This window comes from Pseudomonas sp. BT76 TE3572, from assembly GCF_050435365.1.
In the GTDB taxonomy this organism is placed as follows: Bacteria; Pseudomonadota; Gammaproteobacteria; order Pseudomonadales; family Pseudomonadaceae; genus Aquipseudomonas; species Aquipseudomonas fluorescens_W.
In genome coordinates this window covers 5,073,443-5,095,689 of the sequence record NZ_JBNDKE010000001.1, presented here as the reverse complement: position 1 = coordinate 5,095,689, position 22,247 = coordinate 5,073,443, and the positions used below count along the sequence as shown (strand labels likewise).

Annotated in this window: 19 protein-coding genes; 11 read left to right on the top strand and 8 right to left on the bottom strand. The window is 59.7% G+C overall.

Features of this window, described 5'->3' with window-relative positions; genetic code table 11:
* Positions 1-176: 176 nt before the first annotated feature.
* From ABH912_RS23100 to bioB, 6 genes are all read right to left on the bottom strand, one after another.
* On the bottom strand, positions 177-473 hold the full coding sequence (locus ABH912_RS23100; protein WP_033056243.1) for a hypothetical protein: 297 nt from the start codon (positions 471-473) through the stop codon (positions 177-179).
* Between the two features lie 120 nt (positions 474-593).
* Positions 594-1,274: a dethiobiotin synthase gene (gene bioD / locus ABH912_RS23095; protein WP_429511744.1), complete on the bottom strand. Its 681-nt coding sequence runs from the start codon at positions 1,272-1,274 to the stop codon at positions 594-596.
* Positions 1,271-2,083: a malonyl-ACP O-methyltransferase BioC gene (gene bioC, locus ABH912_RS23090; protein WP_033056245.1), complete on the bottom strand. Its 813-nt coding sequence runs from the start codon at positions 2,081-2,083 to the stop codon at positions 1,271-1,273. Before bioC ends, bioD begins: the two co-directional genes overlap by 4 nt.
* The gene (locus tag ABH912_RS23085; protein ID WP_429511743.1) at positions 2,076-2,807 is read right to left on the bottom strand and encodes an alpha/beta fold hydrolase; all 732 of its coding nucleotides are present in this window, start codon (positions 2,805-2,807) and stop codon (positions 2,076-2,078) included. The genes bioC and ABH912_RS23085 overlap by 8 nt, the downstream gene beginning before the upstream one ends.
* Complete coding sequence (gene bioF / locus ABH912_RS23080; RefSeq protein WP_429511742.1) at positions 2,800-3,978, bottom strand: 8-amino-7-oxononanoate synthase; 1,179 nt, start codon at positions 3,976-3,978, stop codon at positions 2,800-2,802. Before bioF ends, ABH912_RS23085 begins: the two co-directional genes overlap by 8 nt.
* A gap of 172 nt (positions 3,979-4,150) precedes the next feature.
* Positions 4,151-5,206 carry a biotin synthase BioB gene (gene bioB, locus ABH912_RS23075; protein ID WP_008147151.1) on the bottom strand — a complete coding sequence of 352 codons (1,056 nt, stop codon included), beginning with the start codon at positions 5,204-5,206 and terminating at the stop codon, positions 4,151-4,153.
* A 92-nt stretch (positions 5,207-5,298) separates the two neighbouring features.
* Here bioB and ABH912_RS23070 point away from each other — a divergent pair, with 92 nt between their 5' ends.
* The 5 genes from ABH912_RS23070 (at position 5,299) to rarD (ending at position 11,060) form a co-directional block, all read left to right on the top strand.
* Complete coding sequence (locus tag ABH912_RS23070; RefSeq protein WP_429511741.1) at positions 5,299-6,039, top strand: ComF family protein; 741 nt, start codon at positions 5,299-5,301, stop codon at positions 6,037-6,039.
* Positions 6,040-6,102: 63 nt separating this feature from the next.
* Positions 6,103-6,867: a TOBE domain-containing protein gene (locus ABH912_RS23065; protein WP_429511740.1), complete on the top strand. Its 765-nt coding sequence runs from the start codon at positions 6,103-6,105 to the stop codon at positions 6,865-6,867.
* A 58-nt stretch (positions 6,868-6,925) separates the two neighbouring features.
* Positions 6,926-8,827 (top strand): PhoX family protein, encoded by a 1,902-nt coding sequence (locus tag ABH912_RS23060; RefSeq protein ID WP_429511739.1) that lies wholly within the window; start codon positions 6,926-6,928, stop codon positions 8,825-8,827.
* Positions 8,828-9,035: 208 nt separating this feature from the next.
* On the top strand, positions 9,036-10,010 hold the full coding sequence (locus ABH912_RS23055) for a serine/threonine protein kinase (RefSeq protein WP_429511738.1): 975 nt from the start codon (positions 9,036-9,038) through the stop codon (positions 10,008-10,010).
* Between the two features lie 162 nt (positions 10,011-10,172).
* Positions 10,173-11,060 (top strand): EamA family transporter RarD, encoded by an 888-nt coding sequence (gene rarD / locus ABH912_RS23050; protein WP_033056252.1) that lies wholly within the window; start codon positions 10,173-10,175, stop codon positions 11,058-11,060.
* A gap of 215 nt (positions 11,061-11,275) precedes the next feature.
* On the opposite strand, the gene ABH912_RS23045 is transcribed toward rarD, so the two are convergent.
* Complete coding sequence (locus tag ABH912_RS23045) at positions 11,276-11,794, bottom strand: glycine cleavage system protein R (protein WP_007947710.1); 519 nt, start codon at positions 11,792-11,794, stop codon at positions 11,276-11,278.
* A 477-nt stretch (positions 11,795-12,271) separates the two neighbouring features.
* Between ABH912_RS23045 and ABH912_RS23040 the strand changes: the two genes are divergently transcribed.
* Positions 12,272-14,449 (top strand): malate synthase G, encoded by a 2,178-nt coding sequence (locus ABH912_RS23040; protein ID WP_429511737.1) that lies wholly within the window; start codon positions 12,272-12,274, stop codon positions 14,447-14,449.
* Positions 14,450-14,519: 70 nt separating this feature from the next.
* Here ABH912_RS23040 and ABH912_RS23035 read toward each other — a convergent pair whose 3' ends face one another.
* Positions 14,520-14,966, bottom strand: coding sequence for a response regulator (locus ABH912_RS23035; RefSeq protein ID WP_033056254.1), 447 nt, complete (start codon positions 14,964-14,966; stop codon positions 14,520-14,522).
* A gap of 254 nt (positions 14,967-15,220) precedes the next feature.
* Here ABH912_RS23035 and ABH912_RS23030 point away from each other — a divergent pair, with 254 nt between their 5' ends.
* From ABH912_RS23030 to ABH912_RS23010, 5 genes are all read left to right on the top strand, one after another.
* Complete coding sequence (locus ABH912_RS23030) at positions 15,221-17,161, top strand: putative nucleotidyltransferase substrate binding domain-containing protein (protein WP_429511736.1); 1,941 nt, start codon at positions 15,221-15,223, stop codon at positions 17,159-17,161.
* On the top strand, positions 17,158-17,865 hold the full coding sequence (locus tag ABH912_RS23025; RefSeq protein ID WP_033056255.1) for a 3'-5' exonuclease: 708 nt from the start codon (positions 17,158-17,160) through the stop codon (positions 17,863-17,865). Before ABH912_RS23030 ends, ABH912_RS23025 begins: the two co-directional genes overlap by 4 nt.
* Positions 17,866-18,164: 299 nt before the next feature.
* Positions 18,165-18,683, top strand: a complete 519-nt coding sequence (locus tag ABH912_RS23020; RefSeq protein ID WP_046052410.1) for an RNA polymerase sigma factor — start codon at positions 18,165-18,167, stop codon at positions 18,681-18,683.
* On the top strand, positions 18,680-19,651 hold the full coding sequence (locus tag ABH912_RS23015; RefSeq protein ID WP_033056258.1) for a FecR domain-containing protein: 972 nt from the start codon (positions 18,680-18,682) through the stop codon (positions 19,649-19,651). Before ABH912_RS23020 ends, ABH912_RS23015 begins: the two co-directional genes overlap by 4 nt.
* A gap of 150 nt (positions 19,652-19,801) precedes the next feature.
* Entirely contained in the window at positions 19,802-22,231 is a 2,430-nt protein-coding gene (locus tag ABH912_RS23010) for a TonB-dependent siderophore receptor (protein ID WP_033056259.1), read from the top strand.
* Positions 22,232-22,247 lie beyond the last annotated feature (16 nt).

Sequence of the window (22,247 nt, the reverse complement as noted above, 5' to 3'; positions counted from 1 at the left end):
TCAAGCGCCGATCTTTTGCCGTTCGTCATCACATGAGGCAAATACCACACCCACAGCAACGCAGCACCGCCGCCTGAGCAATACGCGGTGGAGGAAAGATTAGTTGAGGGAGAAGGATTTACGCAGAAAAACGCCGCGAATAGTCGCGGCGTTGAGGGAGCGGGTTCAGCGAGGGTTCAAGCGTAGGTATCAATCAGCGTACCGAGCATTTCGTCGGATGCCTTGGCGACTTTGACGCCCAGTTCCACCTGAAATTTGCCTTGGGACATTTCGACCATATTGCTGGCCAGGTCCGACTGCTGACTGCGATCTACCGAGCGCAGACGATCAACCTGAGCCTCGGAAGACTGGCTCGTCACCGAACGCTCGATCGTCGTGCTGGCGATCTGGCCAGAGGCCTGATCGACACGGTTCTGCCCTGTCTGAATAGTGCTCAGACCGGCATAAAAAGCGGTGTTTCCTGAGATTTCCATGGGAGAACTCGTCCTACAAAGGATCAACAGCGGCCATTGAAACAGACCCACTGACAAAAGACCCGACAAAAACACTAATAGCACAGTGCCTTGTCATAGTTAAAACCCCTGCCAGAAAACTCAGTCCAGTAAGTCCAGTTGCAGATGCTCCGCCACCGCTTCAGCCGTCACCACCTTGAGTTTCGGCACTCGCCCCAGGCACGGAGCCGGGATCCGCTCAGCAAGTGTTGCAAGGTTTTCTTCCAGTCGCGCAGTCTTCGGATCGATGATATTGGCCACCCACCCCGCCAACTGCAAACCGTCCTGAGCAATCGCCTCAGCTGTCAGCAGCGCATGGTTGATGCAACCCAGGCGCACACCCACCACCAGGATCACCGGCAGATCCAGCGCCATCGCAAGGTCCGACAGATTGTCCTGATCCGCCAAAGGCACTCGCCAGCCTCCAGCACCTTCGATCAAGGTGAAGTCTGCTTGCATATCGAGAATGTCCTGCATGGGCGTCAACAGTGATTGCACCGTCAATGCCACGCCGGCCTCCCGCGCTGCCAGATGCGGTGCGATCGGTAGTTCGAATGCCACGGGGTTGACCTGCGCGTAAGTCAAAGGCAACGAGCACTGCGCCAACAGCGCCAATGCATCAGCGTTGCGCAAGCCCTTGGGCGTCACATCGCAACCGGAGGCGACCGGTTTGCCTGCCGCCGTGCTCAAACCGGCTGACCGCGCAGCGTGCAACAAACCCGCTGCAATAGTGGTCTTGCCGACATCGGTGTCAGTGCCAGTGATGAAATAGGCTGCGCTCATAAAGGTTTCTCCAAAACGGCGTAGACCACTTGATAAGTCGCCGGCAATCCTTCGGCCTGACGAAACTGCTCATAAGCCTCGATCAGTCCGAGGATCCGCGCCCTGCCGGTCAAACCACCCGGCCGACCGGGGTTCAGGTTGTGTGCACCCAGCGCCTTCAGCTCATGGGTCAGGCTGCGCACATCCGGGTAGTGCAACACGTGCGGTCGGGTTTCCAGACTCGCGACGCTCAACCCACTGTTCGCGCAAAGCTGTTGATAAACCCCGAACTCGCGGAAGCGGTTGACGTGCACCATGCCATCCACCTGACGCCAGCTGTCACGTAACTCGAACAATGTGCCCACGCACAGACTAGCAAACGCGAAAATTCCGCCAGGTTTTAATACACGATTGGCTTCACTGAGCACCGAAGCGAAGTCCGCGCACCACTGCACCGCCAGGCTGGAGAAGATCAGATCGCAGGTCGAATCCTGCAACGGCAACCGCTCGGCATCGCCGGCGATGAAATGCGTTGCACCGCCCAATGGCCGGGCGTGATTGAGCATGCCTTCGGCGATGTCCAGTGCCAGTCCGTGACTGGCAGGAAATCGCTCGCCCAATGCACGACTGAAATGCCCGGTGCCGCAGCCCAGATCCAGCCACACACCCGGCACGAAGTCCTCAGGCAAACGACTCGACAATTCACTGCCAACGTCGCGCTGAAATTCGGCCACGCTGTCGTAGCTTGCCGCCGCACGGGAAAAAGATGCCGCCACCTGGCGTTTGTCGGGCAAACCGCCGGGCAGGTTGGGAAGGGATAAATCAGTCATCACCGGACTCATGCAAAAAGACCTGAATCGCCCCCGCCACACCGTGAGGGTCTTCCAGAAGAAACGCGTGACTGGCCTGCTCGATCAGACCGATTTCAACATCCGGCAGCAACGTCAGCAGGTCGCTCGCCGCTTCGGCTGGAACCAGTCCATCGAGGCCGGCGAACAAGTGCAGTTGCGGGCCACGAAACACCTGCAAAGCCTGGCGGGTATCCAGTTGTGCGAGCAACTCCAGGCCGCTCATCAGCACCTCTGCCGAAGTGTGTGGCGCGCCACCGAGCAACAGCCGAGACAGCCCGCGCGGGTCTTCGGCACCCTGAGCGCAGAGCAGCGAGAAACGTTTCAACGTCATGCGTGGATCAGCCTTGCAGCCGGCCAGAAACGCATCGAAAGTTTCGGCAGGCATCGCGCTTGGCCATTGCTCATGGGCGACAAAAGAAGGATTGCTCGCCAGTGTCAGCAAGCCGCAGCAGCGATCGCCACGCCGGGCCGCCAACTCTGAAGCGAGCATGCCGCCGAGCGACCAGCCACCGAGCCAGGCATCCTGAGGTAACGTCGAATCCAACTCATCGAGCCACTCATCAAGATCGCTCGATTCCAGTTCCGGCAACGGCTCGATCTCGACCCGCAAGTGTTCGTCCAGCCCTTGTAACGCTGCCGCCAAAGGCTCCAGAGGAGAAATACCGAGGCCCCAGCCGGGCAGCAGAATCAGACGATCACGCATGGCTTGGCTCCGGTCCCAGTTGTTGAAAACAATCGGCCAGTCCATTTAACAATAGCTGCACCTGCGCCTCGCTGTGCGCGGCGGTCAGGGTCACCCGCAGTCGGGCGCTGCCGGCGGGCACGGTCGGTGGACGGATCGCTGTGACCATCAGACCGCGTTCGCGCAGCATCTGCGACAGTCGAACCGCACGCCCGGCATCGCCGATCATGATCGGCTGGATCGGCGTGAAGCTGTCCATCAGCTCCAGGCCGATTTGTTCGGCGCCATGGCGGAATTGGGCAATGAGCGTCTTCAGATGCTCACGACGCCAGTGTTCAGTGCGCAGCAATTCGAGGCTTTTCAGCGTTGCGCAGGCCAGCGCCGGCGGCTGGCTGGTGGTGTAAATGTAGGGACGGGCGAACTGGATCAGGCTCTCGATCAACTCTTCGCTGCCGGCAACAAAAGCCCCGGCCGTACCGAATGCCTTGCCGAGCGTGCCGACCAAAACCGGCACATCTTCCTGACTCAGACCGAAATGCTCGACGATCCCGCCGCCATTGGCGCCCAGCGGGCCAAAGCCGTGAGCATCATCGACCATCAACCATGCACCTTGGGCTTTCGCCGCCCGAGCCAACGCTGGCAGGTCGGCGATGTCGCCGTCCATGCTGAACACACCGTCGGTGACCACCAGGGTATTGCCGGTCGCCTTCTCAAGACGCTTGGCCAGACTCGCCGCGTCGTTGTGCAGATAGCGATTGAAACGCGCTCCGGACAACAGACCCGCATCCAGCAGGGACGCGTGATTGAGCCGGTCTTCCAGCACCGTATCGCCCTGCCCGACCAGCGCGGTGACTGCGCCGAGGTTAGCCATGTAACCGGTGGTGAACAACAGCGCGCGCGGGCGACCGGTGAAATCGGCCAAGGCCTCTTCCAGCGCGTGATGCGGGCTGCTGTGACCTATCACCAAATGCGACGCCCCGCCGCCGACGCCCCAACGGGTCGCACCGGCACGCCAGGCTTCGATCACTTGCGGGTGATTGGCCAGGCCCAGGTAGTCGTTGTTACAGAACGCCAGCAACGGCTGGCCATCGACCACTACTTCCGGGCCTTGGGGGCTTTCGAGCAATGGGCGTTGGCGGTAGAGATTTTCGGCACGACGGGCAGCAAGGCGCGCGCTGAGATCAAAAGACATGCAGGCCTCGAAGGTCAACTCACATAAATCAATGTGAATGCGATCCCTGTGGGAGTGAGCCTGCTCGCGATTGCGGCGGCACATTCAACAAAAATGCTGACTGTTAGATCGCTATCGCGAGCAGGCTCACTCCTACAGGGTTTTGCATTCCTTCATAAGGATCAGTGGAGCGTTAAACAGCCGCGTTATAGAACTGCTCGCTGCTCTTCTGCTCAACCAGCGCTTGTTCGATCGCGGCCTGATGGACTTCGTCAGCGTGCTCTTCACGCGCTTCCGGCAGGATGCCCAGACGCGAGAACAGTTGCATGTCCTTGTCGGCCTGCGGGTTGGCGGTGGTCAGCAGTTTTTCGCCGTAGAAAATCGAGTTCGCGCCGGCGAAGAACGCCAGGGCTTGCATCTGCTCGTTCATCGCTTCGCGGCCGGCGGACAGGCGCACGTGGGATTGCGGCATCAGGATACGTGCGACAGCGAGCATGCGGATGAAGTCGAACGGGTCGATATCGTCAGCATTTTCCAGCGGCGTACCGGCGACTTTCACCAACATGTTGATTGGCACCGACTCCGGGTGCTCCGGCAGGTTGGCCAGCTGGATCAGCAGATTGGCGCGGTCATCGAGCGATTCGCCCATGCCGAGGATGCCGCCGGAGCAGATCTTCATCCCCGATTCACGCACGTAGGCCAGGGTTTGCAGGCGCTCGCTGTAAGTACGGGTGGTGATAATGCTGCCGTAGAACTCAGGCGAGGTATCGAGGTTGTGGTTGTAGTAGTCGAGGCCGGCGTCAGCCAGAGCGACGGTCTGGTCCTGATCCAGGCGACCGAGGGTCATGCAGGTTTCCAGGCCCATGGCTTTCACGCCTTTGACCATTTCCAGCACGTAAGGCATGTCTTTGGCCGACGGATGTTTCCACGCCGCGCCCATGCAGAAACGGGTCGAACCGATGGCCTTGGCGCGAGCGGCCTCTTCGAGGACCTTCTGCACTTCCATCAGCTTTTCTTTTTCCAGGCCGGTGTTGTAGTGACCGGACTGCGGACAATATTTGCAATCTTCCGGGCAGGCTCCGGTTTTGATCGACAGCAGCGTCGACACCTGGACCCGATTGGCGTCGAAATGCGCGCGGTGCACCGTCTGCGCCTGGAACAACAGGTCATTGAATGGCTGAACGAAGAGTGCTTTGACTTCGGCCAAAGACCAGTCATGACGCAGGGTTGCAGTGGTGCTGGCGCTCATGGGTGCTTCCTTTGTTTTATGCTTGGCAAGCGGCTGGGGAATGGAATACCCACAGACGCGACACGGATGTTCGGCATATTTAAGGAAGACTCATGCGCTGTCAACCACGATACGAAGGACCGGTTTACATCTGGTTAAAAAACGAACAACACTGTTTGCTCTGTTCAGAACCTGCCGATGAATGCACACCCATCTGCATGGCCTGTGAAACGGAGCTGCCCTGGCTGGGCGATCAATGCCAAACCTGCGCTCTGCCATTGCCCACTGCTGGCCTGACCTGCGGCCAATGCCTGAAACAACCGCCAGCCTTTGAACGGGTCGCCACGCCCTGGACTTACAGCTTTCCGGTGGACACGTTGATCACACGCTTCAAACACTCTGCGAAGTGGCCGTTGGGTCGCCTGCTCGCCGAACTTCTCGCGCAGTTCCTGCAACATCGCTTCGATGAAGACCTGAATCGACCCGACGCGCTCATCCCGGTTCCGCTGGCCTCCAAACGACTGCGCAAACGGGGTTTCAACCAGGCCGCGATGCTCGCTCGCTGGCTCAGCACCAGACTCGACATTCCGTGCGATGAAACGCTGCTGCTGAGGGTTCAGGACACCAGCGCCCAACAGGACCTGAATGCCGAGGCCCGCAAAAAGAACCTGCGCAACGCCTTCGCTCTGACGCCCGATGCGTGCATCAAGGGCCGTCATTTAGCATTGGTAGACGATGTGTTGACCACCGGCGCCACGGCGCAAGCCTTGGCTCGCCTGTTGATGGACGCCGGTGCCGCGCGGGTGGACGTCTATTGTCTGGCCCGCACACCCAAACCCGGCGATGCGCCCTGACTTGACTCCCGGGGCCCAAGCCGCCAACGTCCTTCCCATCGCCACAGCCCAAAGCGTCTTGCCATGTCCTTGCCTACGTTGTTGTCCCAGCACATTGTCCGTCGTCCGCAGCGCATCGCGTTGCTGCAACACATCGCCGAACAGGGCTCGATCACCCGCGCCGCGAAAAGCGCGGGGCTGAGCTACAAAGCGGCCTGGGACGCTATCGACGAGCTGAACAACCTCGCGCAAAAACCGTTGGTGGAGCGCAGTGTCGGCGGCAAGGGCGGCGGTGGCGCCAAACTCTCCAGCGAAGGCGAGCGCGTATTGCGCCTGTATCAAAAGCTGCAAGCCTTGCAGGCTCAGGTGCTGGAAGCCGCCGAAGATGCCAGCGATCTCGACCTGCTCGGCCGACTGATGCTCAGAACCAGCGCGCGCAATCAACTGCATGGCAAGGTCGTGGCGATTGATACCCAAGGGCACAACGACCGGATTCGCCTTGAACTGGCCGAAGGCTTGAGCATCGATGCGCAGATCACTCACGACAGCACCCTGCGTCTAGACCTGGAAACCGGCACCGAAGTGGTCGCACTGATCAAGGCCGGCTGGCTGGAGTTGCTGGGCATCGATCAAGGAGCAACACCCGGCAATAATTGCCTGAAGGGCATCATCGAAGAAATTCTCGACGCCGAGGACGGCCCCAGCGAAGTCCGCATTAGCCTGCCCAATGGCCAGACACTCTGCGCGCTGGCCGAACCGCTGCACTTGAGAACCCTCGGTCTGGCTGCCGATAAACCGGTGCTGGTGCAGTTCGCGCCATCCAACGTGTTGCTCGGTACACCGCTTTGAAACACAAGTGTCATTAACGCTCATTAAGGTGACTGCAAAAACCCGCAGGGAGCCTGATGTGAGCCTATTAGAAGACAACCAATCCACCGACCTCGAGAACATGGTCGGCCTCAGCCGTCGAGGTTTCATCAGCGCCGGTGCCCTATGCGGTGCAGCAATGTTCCTGGGCGGCAACCTGCTGAGCCGCAGCGTGCTCGCCGCCAGCGTCAGCGCCGGTTCCAGCAAACTGTTGGGTTTTGACAGTATTCCCGCCGCCACCAGCGACGCCATCACCCTGCCGCCAGGTTACAAATCTTCGGTATTGATCAGTTGGGGCCAACCCCTGCAGAAGAACGGCCCGGCATTCGACCCGAGCGGCAACGGCACGGCCGAACATCAGGAAGTCCAGTTCGGCGACAACAATGACGGCATGAGCCTGTTTGAATTCCCCGGTGACAAAAACCGGGCGCTGATGGCGATCAACAACGAGTACACCAACTATCGCTACCTCTATCCCCACGGCGGCATGCCGCAGTCGGCCGAAGAGGTACGCAAGGCACTGGCCTGCGAAGGCGTGTCGGTGATTGAAGTACAGCGCAAAAACGACCAGTGGCATTTCGTCCAGGGCTCGCGCTACAACCGGCGCATTCACGGCAACGCGCCGATCAATTTGAGCGGCCCTGCCGCCGGCCACGCCTTGGTGAAAACCAGCGCCGACCCGCACGGCAAAAATGTTCTCGGCACCTTCCAGAACTGCGCCAACGGCAAGACGCCGTGGGGCACGTACCTGACCTGCGAAGAAAACTTCACTGACTGCTTCGGCAGCAGCAATGCCGAGCAAAAATTCGACGCCGCACAGAAACGCTACGGCGCGGTGGCGACCAGCAAAGAGATCAACTGGCACCCACACGACGAGCGTTTCGACCTGGCGAAAAACCCCAACGAACTCAACCGTCACGGCTGGGTCGTGGAAATCGACCCGTTCGACCCGCAGTCGACGCCAGTCAAACGCACTGCGCTGGGCCGTTTCAAACATGAAAATGCCGCCCTGGCCGAAACCAGTGACGGTCACGCCGTGGTGTACATGGGCGACGATGAGCGCGGTGAGTTCATCTACAAATTCGTCAGCCGCGACAAGATCAACCACAAAAACCCCAAGGCCAACCGCGACCTGCTGGACCACGGCACCTTGTACGTGGCGCGCTTCGACGCGGGCGATGGCAATGCCGATCACCCGAAAGGCCAGGGCGAGTGGATCGAACTGACCCACGGCAAAAACGGCATCGACGCCAGCAGCGGTTTTGCCGATCAGGCCGAAGTGCTGATTCACGCGCGCCTCGCGGCCAGCGTAGTGAAGGCCACGCGCATGGACCGCCCGGAATGGATCGTCGTCAGCCCCAAGGATGGCCAGGTCTATTGCACGCTGACCAACAACGCCAAGCGTGGCGAGGATGGTCAGCCGGTGGGCGGGCCGAACCCGCGCGAGAAGAACGTCTACGGGCAGATTTTGCGCTGGCGCACTGACCGTGACGATCACGGTTCGAAAAGCTTTTCCTGGGATCTGTTTGTGGTCGCCGGCAACCCGGGTGTTCACACCGGCACGCCGAAGGGCGGTTCGTCGAACATCACCCCGCAGAACATGTTCAACAGCCCGGACGGCTTGGGTTTCGACAAGGCTGGGCGGTTGTGGATTCTCACCGATGGCGATTCGAGCAATGCCGGTGATTTCGCGGGCATGGGCAACAACCAGATGCTCTGCGCTGATCCGGTGACCGGGGAGATTCGTCGCTTCATGGTCGGGCCGGTGGGCTGCGAGGTGACAGGGATCAGCTTCTCGCCAGATCAGAAAACACTGTTTGTCGGGATTCAGCATCCGGGGGAAAACGGCGGGTCGACGTTCCCTGAGCATCTGCCGAATGGCAAGCCGCGGTCTTCGGTGATGGCGATTACCCGTGAAGATGGCGGGGTGGTCGGCGCCTGATAAGGCCCTATCGCGAGCAGGCTCACTCCCACAGTAGATCGTCTGGGTGACACAGATAGTGTGCACACTCAAGATCTCTGTAGGAGTGAGCCTGCTCGCGATGGCGTCAGCCGAAACGACACACAACAAAAGCCCAAACACTAAAGAAGCCCCGTCTGCGCTACCATGCTTGGCCGGACGCGGCAGCCTGCTGCGCGCAGGAGTCAGCATGGCCCACCCGTTTGCAACCCTCACCCCAGACCTCGTGCTCGATGCCGTCGAAAGCATCGGCTTTCTCAGCGACGCGCGCATTCTGGCGCTCAACAGCTACGAGAACCGTGTCTATCAGGTCGGTATCGAAGACTCCGAGCCGCTGATCGCCAAGTTCTACCGTCCGCAGCGCTGGACCAACGAAGCCATTCTCGAAGAGCACCAATTCACCTTCGAACTCGCCGAATGCGACGTACCGGTGGTCGCACCGATGATTCACAACGGTGCCAGCCTGCACGAACACAACGGTTTCCGTTTCACCCTGTTCCCCCGCCGTGGTGGCCGTGCGCCGGAGCCCGGTAATCTCGATCAGCTGTATCGCCTGGGGCAACTGCTCGGTCGTCTGCACGCCGTCGGCACTACTAAACCGTTCGAACACCGCGAAGCGCTGGGCGTGAAAAACTTCGGTCATGACTCGCTGACGACATTGCTCGAAGGTAATTTCGTACCTAAAAGCCTGCTGCCGGCCTACGAGTCCGTGGCTCGCGACCTGCTCAAACGAGTGGAAGAGGTCTACAACGCTACGCCGCACAAGAACATCCGCATGCACGGCGACTGCCACCCCGGCAACATGATGTGCCGCGACGATATGTTCCACATCGTCGACCTCGACGACTGCCGCATGGGCCCGGCGGTGCAGGACATCTGGATGATGCTGGCGGGTGATCGTCAGGAATGTCTCGGTCAGTTGTCGGAATTGATGGACGGCTACAGTGAGTTCCACGACTTCGATCCGCGGGAACTGGCGTTGATCGAACCGCTGCGCGCCTTGCGCCTGATGCACTACAGCGCCTGGCTCGCCCGCCGCTGGGACGACCCGGCGTTCCCGCACAGTTTTCCGTGGTTCGGCAGTGAACGGTATTGGGGCGATCAAGTGTTGGCGTTGCGCGAACAATTGGCTGCGCTCAACGAAGAGCCATTGAAGCTTTTTTAATTTAAAGATCAAAAGATCGCAGCCTTCGGCAGCTCCTACACGGTGTACGCAATCACTCTGTAGGAGCTGCCGAAGGCTGCGATCTTTTGCTTTCAGAAGCGACACATCTATACAACCGCCCTACAATCCCCTCTTTGTTAGCTGCCTAAGCAAGGATTCTGCATGCAAGCCGCCAACCCGCGTCGCGGGTACATCCTGGGTCTGAGTGCCTACATCATCTGGGGACTTTTCCCGCTTTACTTCAAAGCCATCGCCAGCGTGCCCGCCGTGGAGATCATCATCCACCGAGTGCTCTGGTCCGCGCTGTTCGGCACCTTGCTGCTGATGGTGTGGAAACATCCGGGCTGGTGGCGCGAGTTGCGTGATAACCCGAAACGCCTGGCGGTCCTTGCCCTGAGCGGCACGCTGATCGCGGCCAACTGGCTGACCTACGTCTGGTCGGTGAACAACGGGCGCATGCTCGAAGCCAGTCTCGGTTACTACATCAACCCACTGGTGAACGTGCTGTTGGGCATGCTGATCCTTGGCGAACGGCTGCGGCGCATGCAATGGCTGGCGGTTGGCCTGGCGGCGGTCGGCGTCGCGCAGCAGGTCTGGCAAGTTGGCAGCCTGCCGTGGGTGTCCCTGGTGCTGGCATTGACCTTCGGTTTCTACGGACTGATCCGCAAGCAGGCACCGGTCAAGGCGTTGCCGGGACTGGTGGTCGAAACCTGGATGCTGGTGCCGATTGCTATTGCCTGGCTGCTTTTCAATCAGACGGCCACAAGCGCTCAGCCCGAGTTCTGGACCACGTCCGAAGCCTGGTGGCTGGTGGCCGCTGGTCCGGTGACGCTGGTGCCGCTGGTGTGTTTCAACGCCGCAGCACGGCATTTGCCCTACACAACGTTGGGCTTTCTCCAGTACCTGGCACCAACGCTGGTGCTGTTGCAGGCCGTTCTGCTGTTTGGTGAGCATTTGTCGTCGAGCACACTGGTAGCGTTCATCTTTATCTGGGCGGGTCTGGCGGTTTACAGCGTCGACGCGTGGATAAGTCTGCGCCGCCGCAGCTGATCAAAAAACGCACAAACCTCTGCAAGCCACGGTTACCGTGGCCTGCATCGATCCTTCCCAAGGTTATCCACAACGTGATCCCCGGCGTTTGTGCGCAAGTCCCTGAAACTGCTGGTTTTTTGATCAAATCCTGAAGAACCCCGGTCGACGTGGCCTGGCGGGCTGTCTCTACAGGTTATCCACAGGCAGGTGCACGTATAACTTGGATAACCTTTTCAGGGTTCACTGCGCAGCACCAATTCGACCATCAAATCATCCGCCAAGGTTTCCAGGCGCGATTGCAGCACGTCCAGGGACAACGTCAGCGGCACGGCCAGAATCGCTTCAGCGTGAAACAAAGGCTCGCTGCTCATCGGCGCCGGACGTACTTCGGTGACCAGACGCTCCAGGTTCACCCCCTGTTCACTCAACAGACGCGTGATGTCACGTACGATCCCCGGACGATCATTGCCCACCAATTCCATGGCAATCGGTTTCCAGGTGCAGGATTGCTCGATGCCGCTTTCGGCAATCAGCACGCGAATGCCATGGGCGGACAATGCCTGTAGGGCATCCACCAATTCATCGTAGGCCTCGGCCGGCACACCCACACGCAGAATCCCGGCGAACTGCCCGGCCATGCGCGACATGCGGCTCTCCAGCCAATTGCCACCGTGCTCGGCGATGCATTGGGCAATGCGCTCGACCTGCCCTGGCTTGTCCGGAGCGAATACAGTGAGTACGAGGTGGTCCATGGCGCAGCCCTCTTGTCATGACTTTTGTTATAGAAAAGCAAGTATAGGCAAGGGGCGAGAATCGGCTCGGTGTCTCGGAAAAGCAAAGCCCCATAGCAGGGCACGGAAGATTATGTGTACAAGTTTTGATATTTAACTGGAACAATCCAATAGTTTTTTGAGAACATCCCGTACCCCGACGTGACCGCAATGCGTCATAGCGTCGCAGAACGACGTAATTAGTCTAATTTTCACAAGCGCAATTCATCATGTAGTATGCCGCAGCGCGCACTACATAACGCTGGATCGATGTCTGCCGCAGGTGCAGCCACAACCCTGAAAGCCCCGTCAGCAAGGCCTCAACGCCGTTGATTGGTCATAACCCAGCCGCCCGCAATGGCATGTACTGGTCAAAAGGTTTGTGGTTTAAAAGCCAGAGGCTTCATTGTTAAATTGAAGAGCTGAAAAGCGAAATAGCTGAGCAGAGTGAGGCAAGCAATGACTGAACACGTTCAAGTCGGTGGCCTGCAGGTCGCCAAAGTCCTGTTCGACTTCGTGAACAACGAAGCCATTCCCGGTACCGGCCTCACCGCCGATAAGTTCTGGGCCGGTGCCGATAAGGTCATTCATGACCTGGCGCCGAAGAACAAAGCCCTACTCGCCAAACGCGATGATTTCCAGGCTCGTATCGATGGCTGGCACCAATCCCGTGCCGGTCAGGCGCACGACGCTGTGGCTTATAAAGCCTTCTTGCAAGACATCGGTTATCTGCTGCCAGAAGCGGCCGATTTCCAGGCAACGACGCAAAACGTCGATGACGAAATCGCCCGCATGGCCGGTCCACAACTTGTGGTTCCGGTGATGAACGCCCGTTTCGCGCTCAATGCCTCGAACGCCCGTTGGGGTTCGCTGTATGACGCGCTCTACGGCACCGATGCCATCAGCGAAGCTGACGGCGCGGAAAAAGGCAAAGGCTACAACAAGGTTCGCGGCGACAAGGTTATCGCCTTCGCCCGTGCCTTCCTCGACGAAGCCGCGCCATTGGCTGCCGGCACTCATGTCGATTCCACCGGCTACAAGATCGTTGATGGCAAACTGGTGGTCGCCCTTAAAGGCGGCAGCAACACCGGCCTGCGCAACGATGCACAGCTGATCGGTTTCTACGGCGATACAGCCGCACCGACCGCGATCCTGCTGAAAAACAACGGCCTGCACTTCGAAATCCAGGTCGACGCCAGCACCCCGGTCGGCCAGACCGACGCTGCCGGCCTCAAAGACATCCTGATGGAAGCCGCGCTGACCACCATCATGGACTGCGAAGACTCCGTCGCCGCCGTCGATGCCGATGACAAAGTGGTGATCTACCGCAACTGGCTCGGCCTGATGAAGGGCGATCTGTCGGAAGAAGTCTCCAAGGGCGGTCAGACCTTTACCCGCACTATGAACGCCGACCGCTCTTATACCGGTCTCGATGGTAAAGAACTGAGCCTGCACGGTCGTTCGCTGTTGTTCGTGCGCAACGTCGGTCACCTGATGACCATCGACGCGATCCTCGACAAGGATGGCAACGAAGTGCCGGAAGGCATTCTCGACGGTCTGGTCACCAGCCTCGCGGCAATCCACAGCCTCAACGGCAACAACTCGCGCAAGAACAGCCGTACCGGCTCGGTCTACATCGTGAAACCGAAGATGCATGGCCCGGAAGAAGCGGCGTTCACCAACGAGCTGTTCGGTCGCATCGAAGAAGTACTCGGTCTGCCGCGCAACACGTTGAAAGTCGGGATCATGGACGAGGAGCGCCGTACCACGGTCAACCTCAAGGCCTGCATCAAGGCTGCCAGCGAGCGTGTAGTGTTCATCAACACCGGTTTCCTCGACCGCACTGGCGATGAAATCCACACCTCCATGGAAGCCGGCCCGATGGTGCGCAAGGCGGACATGAAGGCTGAGAAGTGGATCGGCGCCTACGAGAACTGGAACGTCGATATTGGTTTGAGCACCGGCCTGCAAGGTCGCGCGCAGATCGGTAAAGGCATGTGGGCCATGCCGGACCTGATGGCAGCGATGCTCGAACAGAAAATCGCTCACCCGATGGCCGGCGCCAACACCGCATGGGTTCCATCGCCGACCGCTGCCGCGCTGCATGCGCTGCACTACCACAAGGTCGATGTGTTCGCCCGTCAGGCCGAACTGGCCAAACGTGCGCGCGCTTCGGTGGACGACATCCTGACCATTCCATTGGCGGTGAACCCGCAGTGGACTGCAGAACAGATCAAGAACGAACTGGACAACAACGCCCAGGGCATTCTCGGTTATGTGGTGCGCTGGATTGACCAGGGCGTGGGCTGTTCGAAAGTGCCGGACATCAACGACGTCGGCCTGATGGAAGACCGTGCGACGCTGCGGATTTCCAGCCAGCACATCGCCAACTGGCTGCGTCACGGCATCGTCACCGAAGAGCAAGTGATGGAAAGCCTCAAGCGCATGGCGCCAGTGGTTGACCGTCAGAATGCCAATGACGCGCTGTACCGTCCGCTGGCACCACACTTCGACAGCAACATCGCCTTCCAGGCGGCGGTCGAACTGGTGGTCGAAGGCACCAAACAGCCGAACGGCTACACCGAGCCGGTTCTGCACCGTCGCCGCCGCGAGTTCAAGGCTGCCAATGGCCTGTAACTAAGCGCTGACGCCGGACAAAAAAAAGCCCTGATCGAAAGATCAGGGCTTTTTTGTTTCAAATCGATTCCTACACATCCATTCCCAACTCATGTTTGACCAGCGTCAACAGCTTGCCGGTATCGACAGGCTTGAGCAGGAAGTCGACCACGCTCAAGTGCATCGCAGCGATCGCATCTTTCACGTCGGCGTCACCGGAAACGATGATGATGGGCATTGCCGCTCGAACCGACTCACGAACCTGCCGAATCAGATCCAGGCCATCGACAGTTCCCATCCGCAGATCGGTAATCACCAGGCCAATCGATGGCATCGTCTCCAACATCTTGAGTGCCGTTTCGCCACTGGCGGCAGTCATGCAGCGCACCCCGTCCAGCGCCATAATCTCCGACAGCAACTCACGCGAGTCTTTATCGTCGTCGACGATCAGCACCCGCTGTGGCGGCAGGTCAGGTTCCAGCATGACGTCACTCAGCGCCTTGCGCTCGGCGTCACTCAAAATATCGTGGTCGGACATGGCTTACTCTACATTTTCATTTTCTATTCCCTAGCACATCCGTCAGACATCGCTAAGCAGACCTTCAATGTGCACTTCGTCGGAAAAGTTTCCTATAGCCAATGTAGGAGGTTTTTCTCACAGTTGCGTCAGACATTTCCCAAATACCGACATGCGTACTGCCTACCTAGACTTACGTCCAATGGGCACCCTCCGCGCAGGGGCCGACCATGGCTGAGTCATCCGACAACAACAATTCAAAAAAGACTGCGGTAATGGTTATGAGTAAAGCGGACGCCTTCACACAGGCAGGGAAAACCGCGGTGTTGCAGAACATCCAGGGCACTTTGCAATTCCTTCAGCGCTTCCCGCCCTTCAATCAAATGGAACACGCCCACCTGGCGTACCTGGTCGAGCAGTGTCAGCTGCGTTTTTATGCACCCGGCGAGAGCATCATCAAGCCCGCCGACGGCCCGGTTGAGCATTTCTACATCGTCAAACAAGGCCGGGTCGTGGGTGAGCGCCCCCATACGGCCAAGGGCGGCACCGAAACCACCTTCGAAATCACCACCGGCGAGTGTTTCCCCCTTGCCGCGCTGCTGGGTGAGCGTGCGACCCGCACCGAGCACCTGGCCGCCGAAGACACCTTTTGCCTACAGCTGAACAAGCTGGCGTTCATCAAACTGTTCGCGCTTTCCAACGCGTTTCGCGACTTTGCCCTACGCGGCGTCAGCAGCCTGCTGGATCAGGTCAACCAGCAAGTCCAGCAAAAAGCCGTGGAAACCCTCGGCACCCAGTACTCGCTCAATACTCGCCTGGGTGAATTGGCCATGCGTCATCCGGTGACCTGCAGCCCGGCCACGCCACTGCGTGAAGCCGTGACCCTGATGCATGAGCAGCAGGTCGGCAGCATCGTGGTGGTCGACGAACATAAAGCACCGCTGGGGATTTTCACTCTGCGCGACCTGCGCCATGTAGTGGCCGACGGCACTAACGACTTCAACGAAGCCATCGAACGGCACATGACCCAGGCGCCGTTTTACCTGTCGCCGGACCACAGCGCCTTCGATGCGGCAATTGCCATGACCGAGCGGCATATCGCCCACGTCTGCCTGGTCAAGGATCATCGCCTGTGCGGCGTGGTCTCGGAACGTGATCTGTTTTCCCTGCAACGGGTCGATCTGGTTCATCTGGCGCGGACTATCCGCAGCGCCCAGCGCGTGGAAAACCTGGTGGCGATGCGCGGCGAAATCGGCCAACTGGTGGAGCGCATGCTGGCCCACGGCGCCTCTTCAACCCAGATCACGCACATCATCACCCTGCTCAACGACCACACCGTGTGCCGGGTGATCGAACTGACCCTCGCCGAGAAAGGTGACCCCGGCATTGCGTTCAGCTGGCTGTGCTTCGGTAGCGAAGGCCGCCGCGAGCAGACGCTGCACACCGATCAGGACAACGGCATTCTGTTCGAAGCCAGGGACGCGGCCCACGCCGCCGAGATTCGCGGCAAATTGCTGCCCATCGCCCAGCAGATCAACCAGAGCCTGGCGCTCTGCGGTTTCACCCTGTGCAAGGGCAACATCATGGCCGGCAACCCGGAGCTGTGCCTGTCCCGGGCCGAATGGTCGCGACGTTTTGCGGCGTTTATCCGCGAGGCAACGCCGGAGAACCTGTTGGGTTCGAGCATCTATTTCGACTTGCGCGTGGTCTGGGGCGACGAGCAAGGCTGCGAGCAGCTGCGTCAGGGCATTCTCGATCAGGTGAATGACAACCGACTGTTCCAGCGGATGATGGCCGAGAACGCCTTGCGCAACCGTCCGCCCGTGGGACGTTTCCGTGAGTTCGTACTGGCTCGCAAGAATGGCGAGAAAGCCACTCTGGACTTGAAAGTCCAGGGGCTGACACCGTTTGTCGACGGTGCCCGACTACTCGCATTGGCCCATGGGATCGAGGCGAACAACACGCTGGAGCGCTTTCGCCAGCTGGTGGAGAAAGAAGTCATCGAACGGCTGGACGGTGCGGCGTACGAAGAGGCCTATCACTTCATCCAGCAAGCCCGCATGCAGCAACATCAGCTACAGACCCGGGAGAACTTGCCCTACTCCAACCGCGTCGATCCGGACAGCCTCAATCATCTGGATCGACGGATCCTGCGTGAATCCCTGCGCCAGGCACAACGCCTGCAAAGCAGCCTGGCCCTGCGGTATCAGCTATGAGCCTGTTTTCATGGCTGCGCCCGGCAGGTCCGAGCCTATCCGGCGAACTCCAACAACGTCTGCAACGCTTGCCCCCGGCAGCAGAGCTCGGCGAATGCAGCCTGCGCGAACAACGCTGGGTGGTGCTCGACCTGGAAACCACCGGGCTGAACCTGAACAAGGATCGGGTGTTGTCCATCGGCGCGGTGGTGATCGAGGACGGGGCCATCGACTTCAGCCAGCAGTTCGAACGCACGTTGCAATGCGCCGATATGAAGTTGGCTCCCAGTGTGTTGATCCATGGCCTGGGGCCGAGTGCGATTGCCGCGGGCAGTGATCCGGCTCAGGCCCTGGTCGAATTCATGGAGTTCGTCGGCGACAGCCCGGTGCTGGCATTTCACTCGCCGTTCGATCAGCACATGCTCGGGCGCGCGCTGAAAGACCATCTGGGCTACAAGTTGCAGCATCCATTTCTGGATGTGGCTGATATCGCGCCGTTGCTTTGCCCTCAGGCGCACATTCGCGACGCCGGGCTGGATCAGTGGATCGACTGGTTCAAACTGGAAGTGTTCGAGCGCCACAATGCCAGTGCCGATGCGTTGGCCACCGCTGAACTGGCGTTGATTCTGTTCAGCCGGGCGCGACAGATGCAGATTCATAGCCCGTTGAATTTGCAGCAGCGGTTGAGTCAGTGGAAGCGCAGGCAGCGAGCGCCTTCGTTTTGAAATAGTGGAAAATTCAAGAGCCACCCCTCACCCCAGCCCTCCCGAAACGTCGGACCGCCCCAGAGGGGAGAGGGGGAAAGGGAGCCGATCTCTATGCGCTTCAAACCTGAGTTCGACTCGATAACTCAGGTCGATGTACCTCCAAGAACTCCTCGGTCAGTCCCCTCGCCCCTCGGGGAGAGGGTTAGGGTGAGGGGGATCGATTTTGACCCGACCAGCGCCAATTGCTTACCTCCCCCGCCTCTGACACAATCGCGAACAATTCTCGTTAGTTAATACTTCCCAATCGGTGATGCTACGTGTCGTCAGTCCAAAGCCCTCAAAGTGAGCTCGTTGGTGCGTTGTATCGCGACCATCGCGGTTGGCTATTGGCCTGGCTGCGGCGCAATGTGGCCTGTCCGCAACGAGCCGAAGACCTGAGCCAGGACACGTTCGTGCGTTTGCTGGGTCGTGAAGAACTGAAGGAGCCGCGTGAACCGCGCGCGTTTCTGGTGGCGATTGCCAAGGGTCTGCTGTTCGACTATTTCCGCCGCGCCGCGCTGGAACAGGCCTACCTCACCGAACTGATGCTGATCCCCGCAGGTGAACAACCGTCGGTGGAGGAACAGCAGCTGATCCTCGAAGACCTAAAAGCCATCGACCGCCTGCTCGGCAAGCTCTCAAGCAAGGCCCGGGCAGCGTTTCTCTATAACCGTCTCGACGGCCTCGGCCACGCCGAAATCGCCGAGCGCCTGGGCGTGTCAGTACCGAGGGTGCGTCAGTATCTGGCCCAAGGCATTCGTCAGTGCTACATCGCGTTGTACGGTGAGCCGGTATGACTCCGGTCAGTTCCAAACCCGTCTCGGCGCAGGTGCTGGATGCCGCGATTGCCTGGCAATTGTCCCTGGACTCCGGCAACCCGGTGGAGCGCGAAGAGTTCGCCAAATGGCACGCTGCCCACGAAGAACATGCGCGGGCCTGGCGCCAATTGGGCATGCTCGACCAGCGCTTCAGCGTTGCCAGCGGCCCGGCTCGTACTGCTTTACTGCAATCGCGCGAAAGCATTCGCCGGCGTGTGCGCAAACTCGGCAGCGGCGTGGCCAGCATCGTCGCGGTGATCGGGTTGGCGCTGTTCGCCGGTGATCGTTATCTGCCGATCGACTATTGGCTGGCCGACCAGCGCACCGCCACCGGTGAGCAACGCACCCTGCGCCTGACCGACGGCACGCTGATCAACCTCAACACCCACAGTGCCGTGGATGTGCGTTTTGATGAAAAACAACGGCTGATCATCCTCCAGGAAGGGGAAATCCTCGTCGAAACCGGTCATGGCGACGCCCGGCCGTTTATCGTCGAAACCCGCGAAGGCAGCATGCGTGCGCTGGGGACAAGGTTCCTGGTCAAGCGCGAAGAAGAAGGTACGCGCCTGAGCGTGCTGAAATCGGCGGTAGCCGCCCATCCCGAGTCGAGCCCTGAAGAACAGATTCTGCGTGAAGGCCAGCAAGTCATGATGCGCAGCAATGGCCTCGGGCCGATCCTCGCGCTCAGCCTCGGTGCCGATGCCTGGACGCGCGGCATGCTGGTGGTGGACAACGCGCGGCTGGAGGACCTGGTTCATGAACTCGGCCGCTATCGCCGCGGGCATCTTGGCGTTGCGCCGGAAATCGCTGACCTGCGAATCACCGGCAGCTTCCCGCTGCACGACACTGATTTGGCCCTGAGCGCCCTGCTGCCGACCCTGCCGGTGCAGATCGAACAGCACACGCCGTGGTGGGTGTCCGTGGCAAAGGCTGAAGCCAAACCCTGAGGCATATACAAAACCCTGTAGCGAGGGAGCAAGCTCCCTCGCCACAACGCGAATGGCTGAATCGAAATTATTTTCAATCAGGCCTATCACTTTTGAATTCTCGTCCGGCACCTAGGCAATTGAGAAATATTTCCATTCAGGAGCCGCTGTATGTCCCGTTCGCTAGACACCTTGTTGCGCCCCGGTTTGCTGGCGATTGCCATTGCCCTTTGCGCCCCTCTGGCCAGCAGTCAGCTGATCGCCGCTGAACAGGCATCCAGCGTTCGCGCCTACAACCTGCCGGCCGCGCCATTGGCCAGCACCCTGAACCAGATCGCCAGCCAGGCTGGCCTGGCGTTGTCGTTGAATCCTTCACTGGCGGCAGGCAAGACCTCGGCGCCGGTCAAAGGCCAGTTCGACGCAGCCGGCGCCCTGCGCGAAGCCTTGCACGGCACCGGTCTGCAACTGGAACAAAGCAGCGCTGGCACTTATAGCCTGGTGGCCGTGCCCGAAGGTGTGATGGCTCTGCCAGAAACCGCCGTCATTGGTGTGGAAAACACCGAAAGTGCTTGGGGACCGGTGCAAGGTTACCTGGCGACCCGCACCGCCGCCGGCACCAAGACCGATACCGCGCTGGTCGAAGCACCGCGCTCGATTTCGATCGCTACTCGCGAGCAAATGGACGATCGCAATGTGCACAGCCTCGATGACGCTGTGCGCTACATGCCCGGCATTACCGCCAGCAGCTACGGCAGCGACACCCGCGCCGACTGGTTGCGCGTGCGGGGTTTCGAACCGACGCAATTCCTCGACGGCCTGCCACTGCCAAAAGGCGTGTACGCCAACCCGAAACAGGAAACCTGGAACCTCGAGCGCCTCGCCCTGCTGCGCGGCCCGGCTTCATCGGTTTACGGCCAGACCCCGCCAGGCGGCTTGCTGGACATGGTCAGCCGTCGCCCCAGCGCCGAGTCGAGCAGCGAAATCCAGGTGCAATACGGCAGCGACAATCATCGTCAGATCAACTTCGCCAGCACCGGCAAGATCGATGAAGAAGGCCAGTTCCTCTACGGTTTGAGCGGTGTAGTTCGCGACAGCGGTACGCAGATCGACCACGTCGACAACAAGCGCTATAACATCGCGCCGAGCCTGACCTGGAACATCGACGAAGACACCAGATTCACCCTGCTCACCCAGTTCACCCGTGACGATACTGGCATCACCAGCCAGTTCCTGCCGGTACAAGGCACCAAGATCCATTCGCCGCTCGGCAAGATTTCCCATCACAAAAACCTGGGCGACCCGGACTGGGAATTCTACGACCGCACCTACTACGCACTGGGCTACGCCTTTGAACATCGCTTGAACGATGTCTGGCAGTTCAAGCAGAACCTGCGCTACACCAAATCGGACCTGTCCTTCCAGACCCTCACCCCCGGCGCCTATCCGTTCACCCAGGTCGATGCCGAAGGCAACGTTGGCCGCACGAGCACCAGTGTCGACGAGGACATCAGCCAGTTCGCCGTGGACAACAATTTCCAGGCCGACTTCGCCACCGGCGACCTCCGTCATACCCTGTTGATCGGCCTTGATCACCAGCGCACCAACACCAACTACACCTCGATCTTCGGCGACGGTCTGACCACCAACGTCATCAACCCGATCTATGGCCAGCCCATCGTTCGTCCGCCACGTTCGGCGGCGTTTTATGACTACGACCAGAAGACTTACCAGACCGGCCTGTACGTCCAGGACCAGATGGCCCTCGATCAATGGCGTCTGACGCTGGGTGGTCGTGAAGACTGGGTCCACACCGGCACCAGGTTCTTCAACAAGGGCGACGCCACCAACACCGAGCGCGACAAGAACTTCAGCGGTAATGCGGCGATCAGCTACGTGTTCGACTCGGGCTTCGTGCCCTACCTGTCTTACGCCGAGTCGTTCCAGCCGACCAGCAACGCCACGGCATCGCCGACCGATTCGTTCAAGCCGACTGAAGGCAAGCAGTGGGAACTGGGCATCAAGTACCAACCGCCCGGCAGCAGCACCCTGCTGACCGCTGCGGTCTACGACCTGACCCAGAAAAACGTCTCCGTCACCACGACCAACTCGGAGAACGTTTCGATCACCAGCCAGACCGGTGAAGTGAAAGTCAAAGGCCTGGAGCTGGAAGCCGTCTCCGACGTGAACGAGAACCTCAAGGTCATCGCCGCTTACACCCTGGCCAAATCCGAAGTGCAGAAAGGCGATTTCAAAGGCAATCGCCTGCAACTGATGCCCAACCAGCAGGCTTCGCTGTGGGCCGATTACACCTGGCACAACGGCGTGCTGGACGGTTTCGGTATCGGCGCCGGCGCTCGCTACACCGGCAATACTTACGGCGACCAGGGCAATACCTCGCTCGGCAAGGCTGACGCCTACACCGTGTTCGACGCGGCGGTTCATTTCGATCTGGGCCGTCTGGACAACAGCCTCAAAGGTGCCTCCCTGGCACTGAATGCCACCAACCTGTTCGACAAGGACTACATCTCCACGTGCGACAGCTTCTACTGCTACTACGGCGACCAACGCAGCGTCGTCGCCAGTGCCACTTACAAGTGGTAATGGCCTGATCTGACAC